Source organism: Pseudomonas sp. BIGb0176 (assembly GCF_024810175.1).
GTDB lineage: Bacteria > Pseudomonadota > Gammaproteobacteria > Pseudomonadales > Pseudomonadaceae > Aquipseudomonas > Aquipseudomonas protegens.
Window position 1 is genome coordinate 136358 of the sequence record NZ_JANUEC010000002.1, and the last position, 18090, is coordinate 154447.

Genomic DNA, 18090 nt, shown 5'->3' on the forward strand with positions numbered 1-18090 from the left:
TTTTAATTTCCTACATTTGGATCCAATGTAATGAACAATGATTTCCCTCTGCCCGAGGGTTTATTTGGTCGCTTCGGAGTTGTAAAACTTTGGCCAGGTATTAAAACCGCAGAAGATGAGTGCATCGCACGTCTGAAGCTGGCAGCCAAAGCCATTGGGGTTGAATGCGTTGAAATCCTCGCCGATGGCGGCTTCGTCTCCGCTCCGGACATAAAAGCGTCCAAGGCGAATGTCGATTTTGTGATTCACCTCCACTACGACACCCCAAAGCGCTACGACGCGTTTTCCTTTGTCGCACTCTGGAACCCGCTGAAGTTCTACCATGAGTGGGGCTATCAACGTTGCTCGCGCAACCTGACCACGCACGATGACTTCCTCAGTTGCAGCTCCATTGCCGCTGATGACCATGTGGCCCGAATGGTACGTGGCGCTACGACGCACTTACCCGCACACTTCAAGCTGTACCACTCCACCCCCCAGATCGTACATGAACCATCGCTGGGTGACGGCAAACTGTTCTACGCCGGTATTAACTGGGAAGCGATCGTCAGCAGTCGTCAATCGCGCCAGCAGGAAGTGCTCAAGCGACTCGACCCTACCGGTCTGCTGAAAATCTACGGCCCAACTATTTTTCAGGGCGTACGTGTCTGGGAAGGTTATCAGAGCTACGTTCGAGAGATTCCGTTCGACGGAAACTCCATGATCAACGAGATCGCCAAAGCGGGGGCGGCACTGGTACTGTCCTCCCAGGCCCACCGCGACTCGGAAATGATGTCGAACCGTCTGTTCGAAACCATTGCTGCTGGCACCCTTGTCATCTGCGACGAGAATCCTTTCGCGCAAAAATTCTTTGGCGATTCACTTCTTTATATCGACAGCCGGTCTCCGATGGAGCAGATCTACGGCGATATCACAGCCCACCTCAGCTGGATAAAAAGCAATCCCGAAGAGGCCATGGCCAAGATCAAAAAGGCACAGGCTATCTTCAACGGCCATTACTCGCTGATCGGCAGCTTGAAGGAACTGTACAGTGGCTTGAAGGAGCGCAAGCAACAATTAGTCACACGACATCTTGGGACCGAAGGCGAAAAAATACATATCAGCCTAAACCTCTTGATGCCCGAGTACTCTACTGCGGCTCTGAAAGCACACGTCGAAAGTGTCCGCCATCAGGATTACAGAAACTTCACCGCCACGCTGGTCATCGATAAGGTAATCGCTGGCAGCCTGAAACCGGAAATTTCAAGAATCCTCAGCGCCTCGCCTATCCCGATTCAGATAAAGGAAGTTGAAGCCTACAGGTACGGCATTCATCCTGGAATCAAGAGCAAACGTCCGCTAGGAGAAATTCTTCAGGAACTGGTAAACGACGCAGCGGAATCCGACGCGATCATATTTGTCGCACCGAATGAAAAGCTGTTCTTCAACCACCTGACCGTTCTAGCTGGCGCCTTGCAACGCGACGATCAAGTGAACTGCGCGGCAACCGCGGTGATCATGGACGATGGTCACTCGCCCGTGCATACCGTTCACGAGTTGATCGACTTTGGTCATGTGGACGCTGCCGGCCCACCCGGATATGGCCGCTTCATTTTCAGGACTGCGTCGCTCCCTGCCGACCTGGGTATCGCACTCCATTATCTTGACGGGCGGCCACTGGCGGCAATGATCAGCGGTAAAATCAAGCACCTGCTGCCTGCTACCGTCACATTGGATATCCGTCAGTCGTTCCCCGAAAGAACTTGGGATGAGGCCGCCGAAACCGAACTAATCAAGGATTTCAATCCTGGAGTACTTAAGGTTTCGGCAGGGTTCTACATGCCTGAAGTACCCGCCCCTGTCGTCGTAGAGTCGCCGCGGCAGCACATCGCCCGGCTGTTCCTTAACAAGGCATGGGTCAAGGCTCAGATCCAGGCGATCAAGACCCAAGGCTTCAGGGCTCGCTTTGAAATACTGAAGCGGAAGCTGAGATGAACCCGCACTCACCCGCCCCCGTCTCGCTGTTGTCACTGATCAAAAGCGTTTGGTCAAACTGGCACCTGATCCAGCAAATGACCAAACGGGATGTCATCGGACGATACAAAGGTTCGATGATGGGTATTCTGTGGTCATTCGCGAACCCGATACTGTTGCTGGTGATTTACACGCTGGTCTTTTCAGTCGTGTTCAAGGCTCGCTGGGGAACTGGCGAGCCTGGCAGCAAAGGTGAGTTTGCGATTCTGCTATTCACCGGAATGATCGTTCACAGCTTGTTTGCCGAGACATTGACTCGGGCCCCCACGCTAATTTTGAGCAACGTAAGTTACGTAAAGAAGGTGGTCTTCCCTCTGGAGATTCTCCCTATCATTGCCATGGGCACCTCCTTCTTCCACGCGTTGGTCAGTATTGGCGTATTGTTGGTCGCACAACTTCTGGTTCACGGCACCATCCCCTGGACAGTCGTTTTTCTGCCACTGGTGATAGCACCGCTGATCGTGCTGTCTTTAGGCCTGGCCTGGATACTTGCATCGCTTGGGGTGTATTTACGCGATGTCGCCCACCCCATTGGTCTGCTTATGACCTTGCTGCTGTTCGCCTCTCCGGTTTTTTACCCCATTTCCGCTCTACCCGTCGAAATCCAACCTTGGCTGATGCTCAATCCCCTCACCTTCATTATCGAGCAAGCCCGAGCGATACTAATCAGTGGTTCAATGCCTAACTTCGCTGGCCTGGCAGTTTATGCTGTTGTGGCCTTGAGCTTTGCTTGGGCGGGATATGGCTGGTTCCAGAAGACCAGAAAAGGATTCGCGAATGTCCTCTAATGAATTCGCAATTCGTGTGGAAGCCGTTTCCAAGCGATTCGAAATATTCGAACACCCTCGTGATCAACTCAAGCAATTCGTTTACCCGAGGTTGCGTCGCCTGCTCCGCAGGCCAAGTCGTAACTACTTCAAGGAATTCTGGGCTCTTCGCGAAATTTTCCTTGAAGTTCGCAAAGGCGAGTCCTGTGCAATCGTCGGACTGAACGGCAGCGGTAAAAGCACTCTCTTGCAAATCATCACCGGCACCCTCACCCCCACTACAGGTAAGGTGAGCATCAACGGTCGTGTAGCTGCTTTACTTGAACTGGGGTCAGGCTTCAATCCTGAGTTCAGCGGCCGCGAAAATGTTTATATGAACGGAGCACTACTGGGCTTCAGCCGTCGTGAAATCGAAGCAAAAATACCCGACATAGAGGCGTTTGCTGATATTGGCGAGCACTTCGAACAAGCCGTTTCATCGTATTCCAGTGGCATGCAAATGCGTGTCGCCTTCGCCGTTTCGACGGCGTTCGAGCCCGACATTTTGATTATTGATGAGGCGTTGGCGGTAGGCGATGCCTACTTTCAGCAAAAGTGTTTCCAACGCCTGGAAAGCTTTCGCGCACGCGGGGGGACGTTACTGTTCGTGTCCCATGATGCCAACACGGTCAAACACATTTGCAACAAGGCTTTGCTACTGAGCCATGGCCGAACACTCAGTTTTGGTGCACCTCGAGACGTGATCGATTTGTATCAAGGGTTGGTCGCCAAAAAAACCGACATGAGTAGCGGCGAGGTATCTATCGATCAGAGCATTGCTCCTGCAACTGAGAGCCTCGAAGCGATTGAGCGCCCCAAGGCGTGGACAAAAGCTACAACCATCACGACCAACGGCGACGCCGAACTTATCGACTTCGCCCTCCTGAACGCCGAAAACCAGCCTGTCACCCACATTGAAAGCGAAACTCAGTTAACCGTTCGATACGTGGTTAAACTGAACAAGGACTTCGAGCGCCCTGCCTATGGCCTTATAGTCAGGGACCGTTTGGGACGCTCGATATTTGAGACCAGCACTTTTGCCTTGCAAATGCCCGAAGCGCCATGCGAAGAAGGCGCCCAGGTCCTCGTAAGATTCAACCTCAATCTGAATCTAAAGGCGGGTCAATATTCATTTTCGGTGGGTGTTGCAAATAAAGGTTTCTCTAGAAGCGAATTTGAAGAGTACAGCTTGCTAATGCATGACGTTGAACAGCTGCAGGTTACAGAATCGCCGCTGGCAGCGTTCTATGGCGGGATTTTCAATATGCACCCGGTTGTCTCAGTGGATTTATTGGAAGAAAAACAAAATGTCTGATCTCAATACACTGTCCCAACAGCTCGCAGAAGCCCTGCAAGAATTGAAGGCTTTGAGCGAGCGTCAGATTCACTTTGAAACGATTCTTCTGAACAAAGGCCTTTCGACTGAGGACGTAGGAAGTTTTAACCCCCTACTACGTCGCAATTTCGTCAGCAATGCTGACGCAGCCCAACAAAAGCACTTGATGCATACGTGGAAACATAACTCCCCAAGAGTGCTTGAGCCTTCAGACTTGGTGGAAAGCGGGTTTCGTGCGTTTTCGCAAAATGATGAAGACGGAATCTTGTTGCGCTTATTCACACATATTGGCTGCACCAATCGCTATGTCATCGAAATTGGCAGCAACTGCAGCGATTCTGATGTGGGGATTCCGGAAAACCTGTCGACAAATTTGCTGGTCAATCATGGCTGGCATGGAACAATTTTTGAACTCGATGCAACTGAGTGCAGCAGAATGCGTTACTTTTTCGCGCGCACAGCTTCGACGCGGCATTACCATTGGACTCGAGAGGGCGAAACCGAATACTACTCGCCGAAGATCGTTCAGCAAGCCATTAGCCCGGAAAATATCAACGGCCTGCTTATGGCAAACAACCCGGAACCGGAACCCGACCTCTTCATCATCGACATCGATGGCGGTGACTTCGCAGTCATGGAAAACCTGCGTGACATCAGACCTCGCGTAATTGTCGTAGAGTTTGAAAAGCGCTTTCGCGAACGGCACAGCGTCGTCCAGCGTGACCGAGAGCAATTCAACCGTAGATGGCAGCAATCAGGGGCAGCAAGCCTGACCGCCTGGACGACCCTTCTGAAGCCAAAGGGCTACGAACTCTGCGCAGTGGGAACCTGCTGCTTCAATGCTTTCTTCGTACGCGAAGACATCGCCAAAGGCAATTTGACTGCTCTGAATCCAAAAGAAGCATTTGACTCCCATCCAGTATTTTCAGCGATTGATGATGCTTTCTGGCTTATGCCTGACGAAAGCTGGCAACCATTTTAAATTTGCACCTGCGGCAAAGGAATGGGCCTCAGTGGCGGGGCAGCATCGGAGGTGTAGCTTCTCGATCAGGGCCTGCAGAGACTAAATACAGAAATCTTGGCATACTTGCGTATATACGCCTATATTTGTTGTCGCTATATATAAACGATAGCAAGGACAGTTCACGGCAACGCTTCTGATGACTCGAATCAATGCACTTTAATATTTCAACCGCGTGAACAATCTAGCAAAACTTTTGCTTTTTTTTCGTAACCATCACAAACCTGTCTGTGATACTCGCCAGATCAGTTTACCTATACTCTTCTTTCGAAGAGAAACCTCGTGCCTAATCGATAACGAGGAATATTGCAGAGTGATACTACGCTGGTGCTTGCCAAGCGTCGCTGCGATAGCGTCACTCAACGTCACATCCCTCTCACTGCCAGCTTCAAGACATGCTCCCTAGGCAAAAGAGGCAAAGTGCCACTCTTCGATTAGGACTATCAAGCCAGGCAAACTCGATCGAGAGGATTAAGTGATTCGTTCTGGATCAAAAAATTTGTACTTTGGCAATAACGAGCTCTCAAAAAACCAATGCATTTCCAGTGGCGGTATGAGGGAGATGTCTGATTTTCTGGCGATAAATGTCCAACTTCGCCGTGATTTTCAGCCACAAGCAATTAAAGCCGCCTGCCCATACACCGTAGAAGTCACAAGCTACCAGGATACATTGAGAATTCAGCCCCATTGAGGCAGTATAGACGATCGTGATTTGGGCCCGGATCGAGCAAATTGATCATGCGGAACTATCTACCCGCTTACGTACCTAAAGAAGATTTTTTGAATCAAATACGTTAAGAGAAGCATATGAAAAAAGTTGCGCTTATTACTGGAGTAACAGGTCAAGACGGATCCTACCTGGCCGAGTTGCTTCTCGAAAAAGGTTACGAAGTGCACGGTATAAAGCGCCGGGCATCCTCCTTCAATACCGACCGTATCGATCACCTTTACCAAGACCCCCATGAGTCAGATCGTCGCTTGGTCCTGCACTATGGCGACATGACCGATTCGACCGGCCTGATCCGCATCATCAAACAAATACAACCCGACGAAATCTATAACCTGGCTGCGCAGTCCCACGTTGCGGTCTCGTTCGAAGAGCCAGAGTACACTGCCAACTCAGACGCGTTGGGTGCCTTGCGTATCCTTGAGGCGATCAGGATCCTGGGGCTCGAGAAGAAGACCCGCTTCTATCAGGCTTCAACCTCCGAACTGTACGGCTTGGTGCAGGAAACTCCACAGAAGGAGACCACACCTTTCTACCCACGCTCCCCTTACGCAGTAGCAAAGCTGTACGCATACTGGATTACCGTCAACTACCGGGAAGCGTACGGTATCTATGCCTGTAACGGCATTCTCTTCAACCACGAAAGCCCGGTGCGCGGCGAGACCTTCGTCACTCGCAAGATTACCCGTGCACTCGCACGCATCAAGCTGGGCCTGCAAGACTGTCTGTATCTGGGCAACCTTGATGCACTGCGCGACTGGGGCCATGCGAAAGACTACGTCGAGATGCAATGGCTGATGCTGCAGCAAGAAACTCCGGAAGACTTCGTTATTGCAACCGGCAAGCAATACAGCGTTCGCGACTTCGTCAACGCGGCAGCGAAACACGCCGAAATCGACATTACCTGGAAAGGTCAGGGCGTCGATGAGAAAGGCTACGACGCAACCGGTAAATGCATAGTTTCCGTGGATCCGCGGTACTTCCGTCCAACCGAGGTGGAAACATTGCTGGGCGACCCAACCAAAGCGAAGCAGAAACTGGGATGGACGCCTAAAATCACCTTTGAGGATCTGGTCAATGAAATGATGACCGAGGACCTCAAGTCAGCGACCCGTGATGAGTTGGTAAAAAAGCACGGCTACTCCGTTTACGATTACCACGAGTAATAGTTAGGTGGATAAACGCGCCAAAATATACATCGCAGGCCATGCCGGTATGGCTGGCTCTGCGATCCAGCGGCGGCTATCCGCCGCTGGATTCAGGAATTTCGTCACCCGTTCGCATGCTGAACTTGATTTGACTCAACAGGCTGCTGTCGATGCTTTTTTCGCAACAGAAAAACCTGAGATTGTGTACTTAGCAGCCGGCAAGGTAGGCGGAATCAAAGCCAACAACAACTTTAGAGCTGAATTTATATATCAAAACCTGATGATAGAGGCGAACGTAATTCACAGCGCTTGGAAACATGGCGTCGAACGACTTCTTTTTTTGGGCTCCAGTTGCATATACCCGCGGGACTGCCCCCAGCCGATCCACGAAGACCACCTGTTAACCGGACCGCTGGAACAAACCAATGAACCTTACGCCCTCGCCAAGATCATGGGTGTAAAGATGTGCGAGAACTACCACCGCGAATACGGTGCAAAGTTCATAGCCGTTATGCCGTCAAATCTTTATGGCCCCAATGACAGCTACAACCTGGAAAACTGTCATGTGCTGCCGGCACTGATTAGCAAAGCCCATGAAGCAAAAATTAGCGGCGCATCAGAGTTAATAGTTTGGGGTTCGGGAAAGCCAAAGCGCGAGTTCCTTTTCGTCGAAGACATGGCCGATGCTTGTCTACACTTGATGGAATCCAACGTTGACAGCGGACTATTCAATGTTGGAATGGGCAGTGATCTATCCATCCGCGAACTAGCAGAGTTAATTATGGAGGTGGTCGGGTATAACGGGCAGATCGTATACGACCAGAGCCAGCCTGACGGTACACCCCGTAAACTACTCGACATCAATCGCCTAAAGAACTTGGGATGGGCTGCCAAAACGCAACTGCGTGAAGGTATAGCATTGACCTACCAAGATTTTCTCAGCCGTCTGGATCGCCACTGAATGCATCAACCCTTGGTTACGATTACAGTCCCCTCCTTCAATCAAGGGCGTTATCTCGACGACGCCTTAAGGTCCATATTTGAACAAAATATCCCTGTGGAGGTGTTTGTTCTGGATGGTGGTTCCACCGATAACTCGGTGGAAATCATCCGTAAATGGGAACACAAGCTAGCTGGTTGGCGCAGCTATCCAGATAAAGGCCAAGCAGCTGCTATCAACGAAGGTATCCTTCAAGGTAAAGCACCGTATGTCTGCTGGCTGAATAGCGATGACTGGCTCGAGCCGGACGGACTAAAACGACTGATCAGTGCCATTGAAACAGCACCTGAGGCCTCAGCCGTTTATGGGAAATGCTGGAACGTTATTCAAAATACCGGAAAACGCAAACCGGTTTGGGTTGAGCCGTTCAGCGAGCGCAGGCTAGCGCTTCGCTGCATTATTTCCCAACCAGCGACGCTGATTCGACGATCCGCATGGCTGAATATTGGCGGCGTGAACCCCACCTTGCATATGGCTATGGACTACGATCTTTGGTGGCGACTCTTCAAAATAGTTGGCCCTCTCAAATATATCGACGCGTTTGTAGCGGTCAATCGAGAACATGAAGCGACCAAAACAAAAACTTTGCGCCGCCGCCATTATCAGGAAGCTATGGCGGTGGTGCGTAAGTATCACGGTAGCGTTCCCTTAAAGTGGTGGCTTTTTCAGCCCTACGCCGTCTGGCTCAAATCCATCTTTCCATAGCCGGAAGTTACCATGCGCATTCTGCATTTTTTTAAAACCGCCCTTCCTGACACCATGGGCGGCATAGAGCAAGTGATTGATCAAATTTGTCAGCAGTCTCATCGTATGGGGGCGACCTGCGAAGTCCTTACGCTGTCCCCCAACCCAATTCCAGCCACAATAGAAATGAACGGTTATCGGGTTCATCGCGTTAAAGAAAACCTTAATATTGCCTCAACAGGCTTTTCGTTAGAGGTTTATTCGAAGTTTAAAGAACTTGCGCGGAATGCGGATATCATTCATTACCATTTTCCATGGCCATTCATGGACTTGATCCACTTTGCCAGTTGTACCGGAAAACCCAGCGTTGTTTCATACCACTCTGACATCATCAACCAGAAATTTCTCTTAAAGCTCTACCGCCCACTCCAAAATATATTTCTGCGTAGCGTCAACCGGATCATTGTCTCATCCCCCAACTACCTGGAATCAAGTGCTGAGCTTTCTGCATTTCATGACAAAACCACAATTATTCCTATAGGTCTCAACAAGGAAAGCTACCCAATCCCCTCCACTGCTCTAACGACACGCTGGGCGGAAGAAATGAGCGAGCGGTTCTTCCTGTTTGTTGGCGTATTGCGCTACTACAAAGGGCTTCACACATTGATGGAAGCTCTCCAAGGCACTGGATACCCTATGGTCATCGTAGGAGATGGACCAAAGAAACAAGAACTCATGGCGCAAGCAAAAACTATGGGGCTTCAAAACGTCCACTTTTTGGGCCGTCTTCCAGAAGCAGATAAAGTCGCGCTAATTCAACTTTCAACAGCCATCGTATTCCCCTCGCACCTTCGTTCCGAAGCGTTCGGAGTGTCACTACTGGAGGGGGCAATGTATGGAAAGCCGATGATCTCGTGCGAGATTGGTACAGGCACTACGTACATCAACATTGCCGGCGAAACCGGGCTGGTAGTCCCACCAGAGCACCCGACAGCGCTTCGCCAAGCAATGCAACACCTTTGGGACAACCCGCAAGAAGCATTGGTAATGGGCGAAAAGGCGCAGAGTCGTTACAACCTGCTATTCACGGGGGAGCAAATGACACGAGCCCACATCGAGGCCTATCAGGACCTGCTGAACACGCAATGAAACACCAGCCCGATTTGACTCGGGCTAATGATTAGCGGATTACCTACTGCCTTCAGCTCGACCGTAGCTATCCTCGAACCTGACAATATCATCTTCCCCTAAGTAATCGCCGCACTGCACCTCAATTAATACCAAGTCAATCATCCCCGGGTTTTGCAGACGATGCGTGTGCCCAGCACGTATATACGTGGACTCATTGGTATTGAGCAAGAACCGTTGTTGGTCGTTAACGACCAATGCCATACCACTGACCACAATCCAGTGCTCACTGCGATGGTGATGCATTTGGAGCGACAACGAGCCTTGAGGTTTTACGACAATGCGCTTGATCTTGAAGCGAGTGCCCTCTTCCAAGGTAGTGTAAGCCCCCCAGGGACGCTGCACCGTAGTGTGGTCCAAGTGCGAGCAATGACCGTTTTTCTTCAACTGCGCAGTGATTACCTTGATGTCTTGGGCATGGTCTTTGTGCGCGACCAACAAAGCATCCGGCGTATCGACAATGATCAGGTTTTCAACCCCAACTAACGCGGCCAGTCGACGCTGGCTGCGCACGTAGTTGTTGGTGGAGGCATGAAGGATGGCTTCGCCTTCAATACGGTTGCCTTGCTCGTCCGCTGGCGAGAGTTCACTCATGGCCTTCCAAGAGCCAATGTCACTCCAGCCAATATCACAAGGTATGGTCGCCACTTTGTTTGAGCGTTCCATCAGTGCGAAATCGAGGGAAATGTCCCGTACTTTGGCAAAGCTTTCCGGCTCCAGATGCAGGCTGCGATGGCTGCTGCCTTGCATCACACCGGAACCAGCAAGGCACAGATCTACGGCGCTGGCGACATCCGGCGCACAGAGCGCCATTTCTTCAATAAGTGTGCCCGCACGGAAACAGAACATCCCGGAGTTCCAGTAATACTCACCGGACGCCAGGTAGTCTTTCGCAGTATCCAAATCTGGTTTTTCGACGAAACGCTTGACCTTGAAGCCGTTGACTAATGACGCGTCGGTATCTTTTTGAATGTACCCGTAGCCAGTTTCCGGATATTCGGGCTTCACCCCAAAAGTCACCAGCCAGCCGTCCCGGGCCTGCTGCGATGCAGACTCGACTGCGGCAGCGAACGCCGCCTGATTGTCGATCAGGTGGTCCGCCGGCAACACCAGCATAATCGCGTCAGGGCCGTGAGTTCGGGCCACTTCCTGCGCCGCTAATGCGACCGCAGCAGCGGTGTTGCGGCCAAAAGGCTCGAGTACGAAACCCAAGTTGGTGTAGTTCGGCGCAGTGGCAACATATTCATCAAGGGTTTTGAAGTAGAGATCACGGTTTGTGATCGTCAATACTTCTGTTACGTCATTTAACGCCAAGGCGCGACTGTATGTTTTTCGAATCAAATTGCCACCATCGGGCAATTCGATAAACGGCTTGGGATGAGCAGTACGTGAAACAGGCCATAGACGGCTGCCTGAACCGCCACAAATAATGACTGGAACGAGTGTCACGCTGTACTCCTTTACTAAATATCACATCATTTATCAGGCCAAAAACTCACCAACATAAATACTACGGGCTCGAAGGAGGCGACTTAGAGCCTAGCTGACCCTAGACAAACCTAACCGAGAAAATGCTGGACATGAAGAAAAGCAAATCACTTTTCTTACAAAAATAGGGGCATATTCTTCACTGGATGGTAATTTTTGTCTAGGAAAAGCCGGATCTATACCCGCGCAGCTACCCGTATTCAGATGGATAAAAACTGACCTACCATTCACAACGGCTCACTTCATTGAAGATTAAGACACACCGCCTTACAAATCGTGTCATTGATCTTTATTACTTTTCTCTCGGATTTCGCACGCATCGGGATATTACGACGTACAAAAAGCTCGCAAACCGTCACCGGACATTTAGAGAAATTTCCTTCAACTATTCCGGAAACCTGCCGATAACCGATGAAAGCCTTGCGGATTGAAAACTCATGCGTAATAACCAACCCGTTACCCAGCGCGAACGTACCTTCCCCGCTCAGCAACGATTGATCTCCACCACCGACGCCAAAGGAGTGATCACCTACTGCAACGACGCCTTTGTCGAGATCAGTGGGTTCTCCCGTGAAGAACTGGTTCGCGCACCGCACAACCTGGTACGTCACCCTGATGTGCCGGCGGCGGTGTTCGCGCACATGTGGGGCACCTTGAAACAAGGCTTGCCATGGATGGGCATCGTCAAGAACCGCTGCAAGACCGGCGACCACTACTGGGTCAACGCCTATGTGACACCGATCTTCGAAGGCAGCCAGGTGGTGGGTTACGAGTCGGTCCGAGTCAAGCCCACCGCCGAACAGGTGCGCCGCGCCGAAGCCCTCTACCAGCGCATCAACACTGGCAAGTCGGCCATTCCCAAGCGTGACAAGTGGCTGCCTGTGCTGCAGGACTGGCTGCCGTTCATCCTGGTCAGCCAACTGAGCTTCATGATCGGTGCCTGGCTCAATTCCCACTGGGGCTTCGCCCTGGCCGCCGCGCTCTCGGTGCCCCTGGGCCTGCTGGGCCTGAGCTGGCAGCAGCGCGGCCTCAAGCGCCTGCTGCGCCTGGCCGAGCAGACCACCTCCGACCCGCTGATCGCTCAGATGTATACCGACAGCCGCGGCGCCCAGGCCCGCCTGGAGATGTCGATCCTGAGCCAGGAAGCGCGCCTGAAGACCTGCCTAACCCGCCTGCAGGACACGGCCGAGCACCTCAACGAGCAGGCCCGCCAGTCCGACACCCTGGCCCACAACAGCTCCAGCGGCCTGGAGCGCCAACGGGTCGAAACCGAGCAGGTGGCCACCGCGGTCAACCAGATGGCCGCCACCACCCAGGAAGTGGCCAGCCACGTGCAACGCACCGCCGACGCAACCCAGGAAGCCAATCGCCTGACCGGCCGTGGCCGCGATATCGCCGGGGAAACCCGCGAAGCCATCCAGCGCCTGTCGGTGGTGGTGGGCGAAACCGGGCTGACAGTAACCCAACTGGCCAAGGACAGTGACGAGATCGGCGGCGTTGTTGACGTGATCAAGGGCATTGCCGACCAGACCAACCTGTTGGCCCTGAACGCAGCCATCGAAGCCGCCCGCGCCGGTGAAATGGGCCGCGGCTTTGCCGTGGTGGCCGACGAGGTGCGTCAGTTGGCACAGCGCACCAGTGAGTCCACCGGGCAGATCCATACCCTGATCGCCAAGCTGCAGCAGACCGCCGCCACCGCCGTTCAGACCATGGACGCCGGTCATCGTCAGGCCGAAGAAGGCGTGGCCCGGGTTCTGGAAGCCGACCAGGCACTGGTGGGCATCAGCGAAGCGGTGGCCAACATCACCGACATGACCACCCAGATCGCTGCCGCCACCGAAGAGCAAAGCTCGGTGGCCGAAGAGATCAGTCGCAACATCAGCACCATCGCGCAACTGGCGGACCAGACTTCGGAGCAGGCCCAGCATTCGGCCGAGCTCAGCGAAGCGCTGACCCGCACCGCACACACCCAGTACTCGCTGGTGGAGCGCTTCAACCGCTAAGCTCCCCTAGGGCCGGCAACAAAAAACCGGAAGCCAAGGCTTCCGGTTTTTTTATGCCCGCAAATCCACCCGACAACCGTAGGAGCGAGCTTGCTAGCGATAAATCTTCACCGCGCTCCAAATTCGAAGGCCGGGCGAACGCTTCGCGAGCAAGCTCGCTCCGGCAGGATCAGCTCAGCGCTTTCAGGAAGGCAGCAACCTTGAGCGCCGCAGATTCCAGATGCTGCTCATGGCTGAAACCCGAGGCCTTCAGGGGCTTGAGATCGTGATCAGCGGCCGCCAGCCAGTACAACTGGATACTGGGTGCCAATGTGTAGGCCTCGACCGCCTGGCGATTGCCCAGGGCGTCACGCTCGCCCTGCACGATCAGGCTCGGCACTGACAGATCGGCCAGATGCGCCACCCGCGGTTTTTCCGGTTTGCCGGCGGCATAGAACGGATAGCCCAGGCACACCAATGCATCGGCCTGCAGTTCATCGGCCAGCAAACTGGCCATGCGCCCGCCCATGGACTTGCCGCCCACCGCCAACACCCCAGTGACATAAGGTCGCACCAGGGCATGCACCTCGCGCCAGCATTCCAGCAGCCTGGGCGCCGGGTTGGGCGGACGTTTGCCGCCATCCAGGCGCCGCTGGGCCATGTAGGGAAACTCGAAGCGCAAGACGTTCACCCCATGCCCCGCAAGGCGTACAGCAATATCATTCATGAACCCACTGTCCATGGGCGCGCCGGCGCCATGGGCGAGGATCAGGGTCGGCGCCGACTGCACCTCGACGCCCTGCGCGACATCCCACAACCAGCCCCGCTCCCGCACACACTGCGCCCATTGACCCCCGTCAATACTGGCCTTGTGCTCATTGCTCATGCTTGCCTCGCTTTTAGTCTGCCTATAACTCCAGACGAAGTGAGCGCGCCTTGCCGTGCGCAGTCGCTTTCACTTCAACTGAACCGTGGATGGGGAACCATGAACACTTCTATCAGTACCGCCTACAACTACAAGGTGGTCCGCCAATTCGCCATTATGACGGTGGTGTGGGGCATCGTCGGCATGGGGCTCGGGGTTTTTCTCGCTGCCCAGTTGGTCTGGCCCGAACTCAACTTCGACTTACCGTGGACCAGCTTCGGCCGTCTGCGGCCATTGCACACCAACGCGGTGATCTTCGCCTTCGGCGGCTGTGCGCTGTTTGCCAGCTCGTTCTACTCGGTGCAACGCACCTGCCAGACCACGCTGTTCGCGCCGAAAATCGCCGCGTTCTGCTTCTGGGGCTGGCAACTGGTGATCCTCCTGGCGGCCATCAGCCTGCCACTGGGCTACACCAGCTCCAAGGAATACGCCGAACTGGAATGGCCGATCGATATCCTGATCACCATTGTCTGGGTGGCCTACGCCATCGTGTTCTTCGGCACCCTGATGCAGCGCAAGACCAAGCACATCTATGTGGGTAACTGGTTCTTCGGCGCGTTCATCATCACCGTGGCCATCCTGCACATCGTCAACAACCTGGAACTGCCGGTCAGCTTCACCAAGTCCTACTCGGTGTATGCCGGTGCGACCGATGCGATGGTGCAATGGTGGTACGGCCACAACGCCGTGGGCTTCTTCCTGACCGCGGGCTTCCTGGGGATGATGTACTACTTCGTACCCAAGCAGGCCGAGCGTCCGGTGTACTCCTATCGCCTGTCGATTGTGCACTTCTGGGCACTGATCACCCTGTACATCTGGGCCGGTCCGCACCACCTGCACTACACCGCGCTGCCGGACTGGGCTCAATCCTTAGGGATGGTGATGTCGCTGGTTCTGCTGGCGCCAAGCTGGGGCGGCATGATCAACGGCATGATGACCCTCTCGGGCGCCTGGCATAAGCTGCGCAGCGACCCGATCCTGCGGTTCCTGGTGGTATCCCTGGCGTTCTACGGCATGTCGACCTTCGAAGGTCCGATGATGGCGATCAAGACCGTCAACGCCCTCTCCCACTACACCGACTGGACCATCGGCCACGTACACGCCGGCGCCCTGGGCTGGGTAGCGATGATCTCCATCGGCGCGCTGTACCACCTGATCCCGAAAGTCTTCGGCCGCGAGCAGATGTACAGCACCGGCCTGATCAACACCCACTTCTGGCTGGCTACCATCGGCACCGTGCTCTACATCGCTTCGATGTGGGTCAACGGTATCGCCCAGGGCCTGATGTGGCGTGCGGTCAACGAGGACGGCACCCTCACCTACTCCTTCGTCGAAACCCTGGTGGCCAGCCACCCAGGCTTCATCGTGCGACTGGTGGGTGGTGCGATCTTCCTCAGCGGCATGTTCCTGATGGCTTACAACACCTGGCGCACCGTGCGTGCCGCAGTGCCAGCCGAAGTCAACGCCGCTGCGCAGATGGCCTGAGGAGTCCGCCATGAAACACGAAACGATTGAGAAAAACGTCGGCCTGCTGATGCTGCTGATGGTCTTCGCGGTGAGCATCGGCGGTCTGACCCAGATCGTCCCGCTGTTCTTCCAGGACGTCACCAACAAGCCGGTGGAAGGCATGAAGCCCTACACCGCCCTGCAGCTGGAAGGCCGCGACATCTACATCCGCGAAGGCTGCGTACAGTGCCACTCGCAGATGATCCGTCCGTTCCGCGCCGAGACCGAGCGTTATGGTCACTACTCGGTGGCCGGTGAAAGCGTCTGGGACCACCCGTTCCTGTGGGGTTCCAAGCGTACCGGTCCGGACCTGGCCCGGGTGGGCGGTCGCTACTCCGATGACTGGCACCGTGCGCACTTGTACAACCCGCGCAACGTGGTGCCCGAGTCGAAGATGCCGGCCTACCCATGGCTGGTGACCGCACCGGTGGACAGCAGCCACACCGAAACCAAGCTCAAGGTCATGCGCACCCTGGGCGTGCCGTACACCGACGAAGACATCGCCGGCGCCACCGCCACGCTCAAGGGCAAGACCGAAATGGACGCCCTGGTCTCCTACCTGCAAGTGCTTGGCACTGCGATCAAGAGCAAGAGGTGAGCCATGGGTTTTGAACTCGATAGCGGCATGATCCGCGGCCTCGGGACCCTGGTGGTGATGATCGCCTTCATCGGCCTGTCGATCTGGGTGTTCAACTCAAAGCGCAATCCCGAGTTTGCCCAGGCCCGCCTGCTGCCCTTCGCCGATGACCCGATGCCGGGCACGGCACCGGCCGGTAACACAACTGATGACGCTCAACCTCAAGAGCCTGCAACAAGGAGCATTCGGCCATGACCACCTTCTGGAGTACGTGGATCTGCGTACTGACCATTGGCAGCCTGATCGGCCTGACCTGGCTGCTGGTCGGCACCCGCAAGGGCGAGACCAAGGGCAGTGTCGACCAGACCATGGGCCACGCCTTCGATGGCATCGAGGAGTACGACAACCCCCTGCCGCAATGGTGGTTCCTGCTGTTCGCCGGGACCCTGGTGTTTTCCGTTGGCTACCTGATCCTCTACCCGGGTCTGGGCAACTGGAAAGGCATCCTGCCGGGCTATGAAGACGGCTGGACCCAGACCAAGGAATGGGAAAAGGAGATGGCCAAGGCGGACGTGAAGTTTGGTCCGATCTTCGCCAAATTCGCGGCCATGCCGGTGGAAGAAGTGGCCAAGGACCCGCAAGCGCTGAAAATGGGTGGACGCCTGTTCGCCTCCAACTGCTCGGTCTGCCACGGTTCCGACGCCAAGGGTGCCTTCGGCTTCCCGAACCTGGCGGACGACAACTGGCGGTGGGGCGGCAGCGCCGACACCATCAAGGCCACCATCATGGGCGGCCGCATGGCGGCCATGCCAGCCTGGGGCGAAGTGCTCAAGGAAGCAGGCGTGAAGAACGTGGCAGCTTACGTTCGCCACGACCTGGCCGGCCTGCCCCTGCCAGCCGACAGCGATGCCGACCTGGTAGCCGGACAGCAAGCGTTCAGCACCACCTGCGTAGCCTGCCACGGCGCTGACGGCAAAGGCACCCAGATCATGGGCGCGCCCGACCTGACCCAGCCCGCCGGCTTCATCTACGGCACCAGCCTGGCCCAACTGCAACAGACCATCCGTCATGGTCGCCAGGGCCACATGCCAGCGCAGAGCGAACTGCTCGGCAATGACAAGGTGCAACTGCTGGCCGCCTACGTTTACAGCCTCTCCCACGGCAACAAGCCACAGGCTGAAAACACCCAGTAAGACGAGTCACGGCAAGCTGCGGGTTCCCGACTTGCAGCTTGCCGCTCGTGGTTCAACTTCCCGCTCCTTTGCGACCAAGTGTCGCACCCTCTCCCGAAGCGCGTTTGCACTCATCTGATTCAGGTCTAAGCTTGCCCCGATGGGGACTGGCACGGGCTGGTCACAGGCCAACGGTATCCGTGACGTTCGAAGCTTCTGCTCGATGACAGGCCGCAAAGGCTGGTTTATACCGGCTGTCGACTCACTTACCGCCTGTCAGCTGATCCATCAGCTTCCACACACCCGGTTACAACCGACCTGACACCCCCCGTTTCCTGTCCATGGCGACAGCTTGTCCGAGGGCAATTTTTTGTCCCTACTCGGCATAGGGAAAGGCCGCAGAATCAGGCATGGAACGCATTGACCCAGGTCATAGCGCGTTGCAATGACCCCCTGCTTTCTCCATACTTGCGACCGATTTTTATCCCTAATAAAACACCCAAACCGTGGAACCTTA

The 18090-nt window shown here is 54.7% G+C and carries 15 protein-coding genes; 13 read left to right on the forward strand and 2 right to left on the reverse strand.

What is annotated here, in order from left to right:
• The first annotated feature begins 30 nt into the window (after nt 1–30).
• The 8 genes from M2395_RS11450 to M2395_RS11485 all read left to right on the forward strand — a co-directional run bounded on the left by M2395_RS11450 (nt 31) and on the right by M2395_RS11485 (nt 9884).
• Entirely contained in the window at nt 31–1974 is a 1944-nt protein-coding gene (locus tag M2395_RS11450) for a glycosyltransferase (protein WP_077933654.1), read from the forward strand.
• Nucleotides 1971–2801, forward strand: coding sequence for an ABC transporter permease (locus tag M2395_RS11455; protein WP_041752056.1), 831 nt, complete (start codon nt 1971–1973; stop codon nt 2799–2801). Before M2395_RS11450 ends, M2395_RS11455 begins: the two co-directional genes overlap by 4 nt.
• Entirely contained in the window at nt 2791–4134 is a 1344-nt protein-coding gene (locus tag M2395_RS11460) for an ABC transporter ATP-binding protein (RefSeq protein ID WP_015634794.1), read from the forward strand. Before M2395_RS11455 ends, M2395_RS11460 begins: the two co-directional genes overlap by 11 nt.
• Nucleotides 4127–5137, forward strand: coding sequence for an FkbM family methyltransferase (locus M2395_RS11465; RefSeq protein WP_015634793.1), 1011 nt, complete (start codon nt 4127–4129; stop codon nt 5135–5137). Before M2395_RS11460 ends, M2395_RS11465 begins: the two co-directional genes overlap by 8 nt.
• Nucleotides 5138–5983: 846 nt before the next feature.
• Nucleotides 5984–7069, forward strand: coding sequence for a GDP-mannose 4,6-dehydratase (gene gmd / locus M2395_RS11470; RefSeq protein ID WP_015634792.1), 1086 nt, complete (start codon nt 5984–5986; stop codon nt 7067–7069).
• Nucleotides 7070–7076: 7 nt separating this feature from the next.
• On the forward strand, nt 7077–8012 hold the full coding sequence (locus M2395_RS11475) for a GDP-L-fucose synthase (RefSeq protein WP_123430281.1): 936 nt from the start codon (nt 7077–7079) through the stop codon (nt 8010–8012).
• The gene (locus M2395_RS11480) at nt 8013–8756 is read left to right on the forward strand and encodes a glycosyltransferase family 2 protein (protein ID WP_123430280.1); all 744 of its coding nucleotides are present in this window, start codon (nt 8013–8015) and stop codon (nt 8754–8756) included.
• Nucleotides 8757–8768: 12 nt separating this feature from the next.
• On the forward strand, nt 8769–9884 hold the full coding sequence (locus M2395_RS11485; RefSeq protein ID WP_123430279.1) for a glycosyltransferase family 4 protein: 1116 nt from the start codon (nt 8769–8771) through the stop codon (nt 9882–9884).
• Nucleotides 9885–9923: 39 nt separating this feature from the next.
• Here M2395_RS11485 and M2395_RS11490 read toward each other — a convergent pair whose 3' ends face one another.
• Entirely contained in the window at nt 9924–11372 is a 1449-nt protein-coding gene (locus M2395_RS11490) for a mannose-1-phosphate guanylyltransferase/mannose-6-phosphate isomerase (protein ID WP_123430278.1), read from the reverse strand.
• A gap of 476 nt (nt 11373–11848) precedes the next feature.
• On the opposite strand from M2395_RS11490, the gene M2395_RS11495 reads away from it, so the two are divergent.
• Nucleotides 11849–13414: a PAS domain-containing methyl-accepting chemotaxis protein gene (locus tag M2395_RS11495; protein ID WP_047284945.1), complete on the forward strand. Its 1566-nt coding sequence runs from the start codon at nt 11849–11851 to the stop codon at nt 13412–13414.
• Nucleotides 13415–13583: 169 nt separating this feature from the next.
• On the opposite strand, the gene M2395_RS11500 is transcribed toward M2395_RS11495, so the two are convergent.
• Nucleotides 13584–14279, reverse strand: a complete 696-nt coding sequence (locus M2395_RS11500) for an alpha/beta family hydrolase (RefSeq protein ID WP_015634786.1) — start codon at nt 14277–14279, stop codon at nt 13584–13586.
• 99 nt (nt 14280–14378) lie between these two features.
• Here M2395_RS11500 and ccoN point away from each other — a divergent pair, with 99 nt between their 5' ends.
• From ccoN to ccoP, 4 genes are read left to right on the forward strand one after another with little or no spacing between them, the layout of a single operon-like run.
• Nucleotides 14379–15803, forward strand: a complete 1425-nt coding sequence (gene ccoN, locus M2395_RS11505; RefSeq protein WP_011060245.1) for a cytochrome-c oxidase, cbb3-type subunit I — start codon at nt 14379–14381, stop codon at nt 15801–15803.
• A gap of 10 nt (nt 15804–15813) precedes the next feature.
• Nucleotides 15814–16422, forward strand: coding sequence for a cytochrome-c oxidase, cbb3-type subunit II (ccoO, locus tag M2395_RS11510; RefSeq protein ID WP_015634784.1), 609 nt, complete (start codon nt 15814–15816; stop codon nt 16420–16422).
• 3 nt (nt 16423–16425) lie between these two features.
• Nucleotides 16426–16656, forward strand: a complete 231-nt coding sequence (locus M2395_RS11515) for a cbb3-type cytochrome c oxidase subunit 3 (protein WP_011060243.1) — start codon at nt 16426–16428, stop codon at nt 16654–16656.
• Nucleotides 16653–17594, forward strand: a complete 942-nt coding sequence (gene ccoP, locus M2395_RS11520; RefSeq protein ID WP_011060242.1) for a cytochrome-c oxidase, cbb3-type subunit III — start codon at nt 16653–16655, stop codon at nt 17592–17594. The genes M2395_RS11515 and ccoP overlap by 4 nt, the downstream gene beginning before the upstream one ends.
• The last annotated feature ends 496 nt before the right edge of the window (nt 17595–18090 follow it).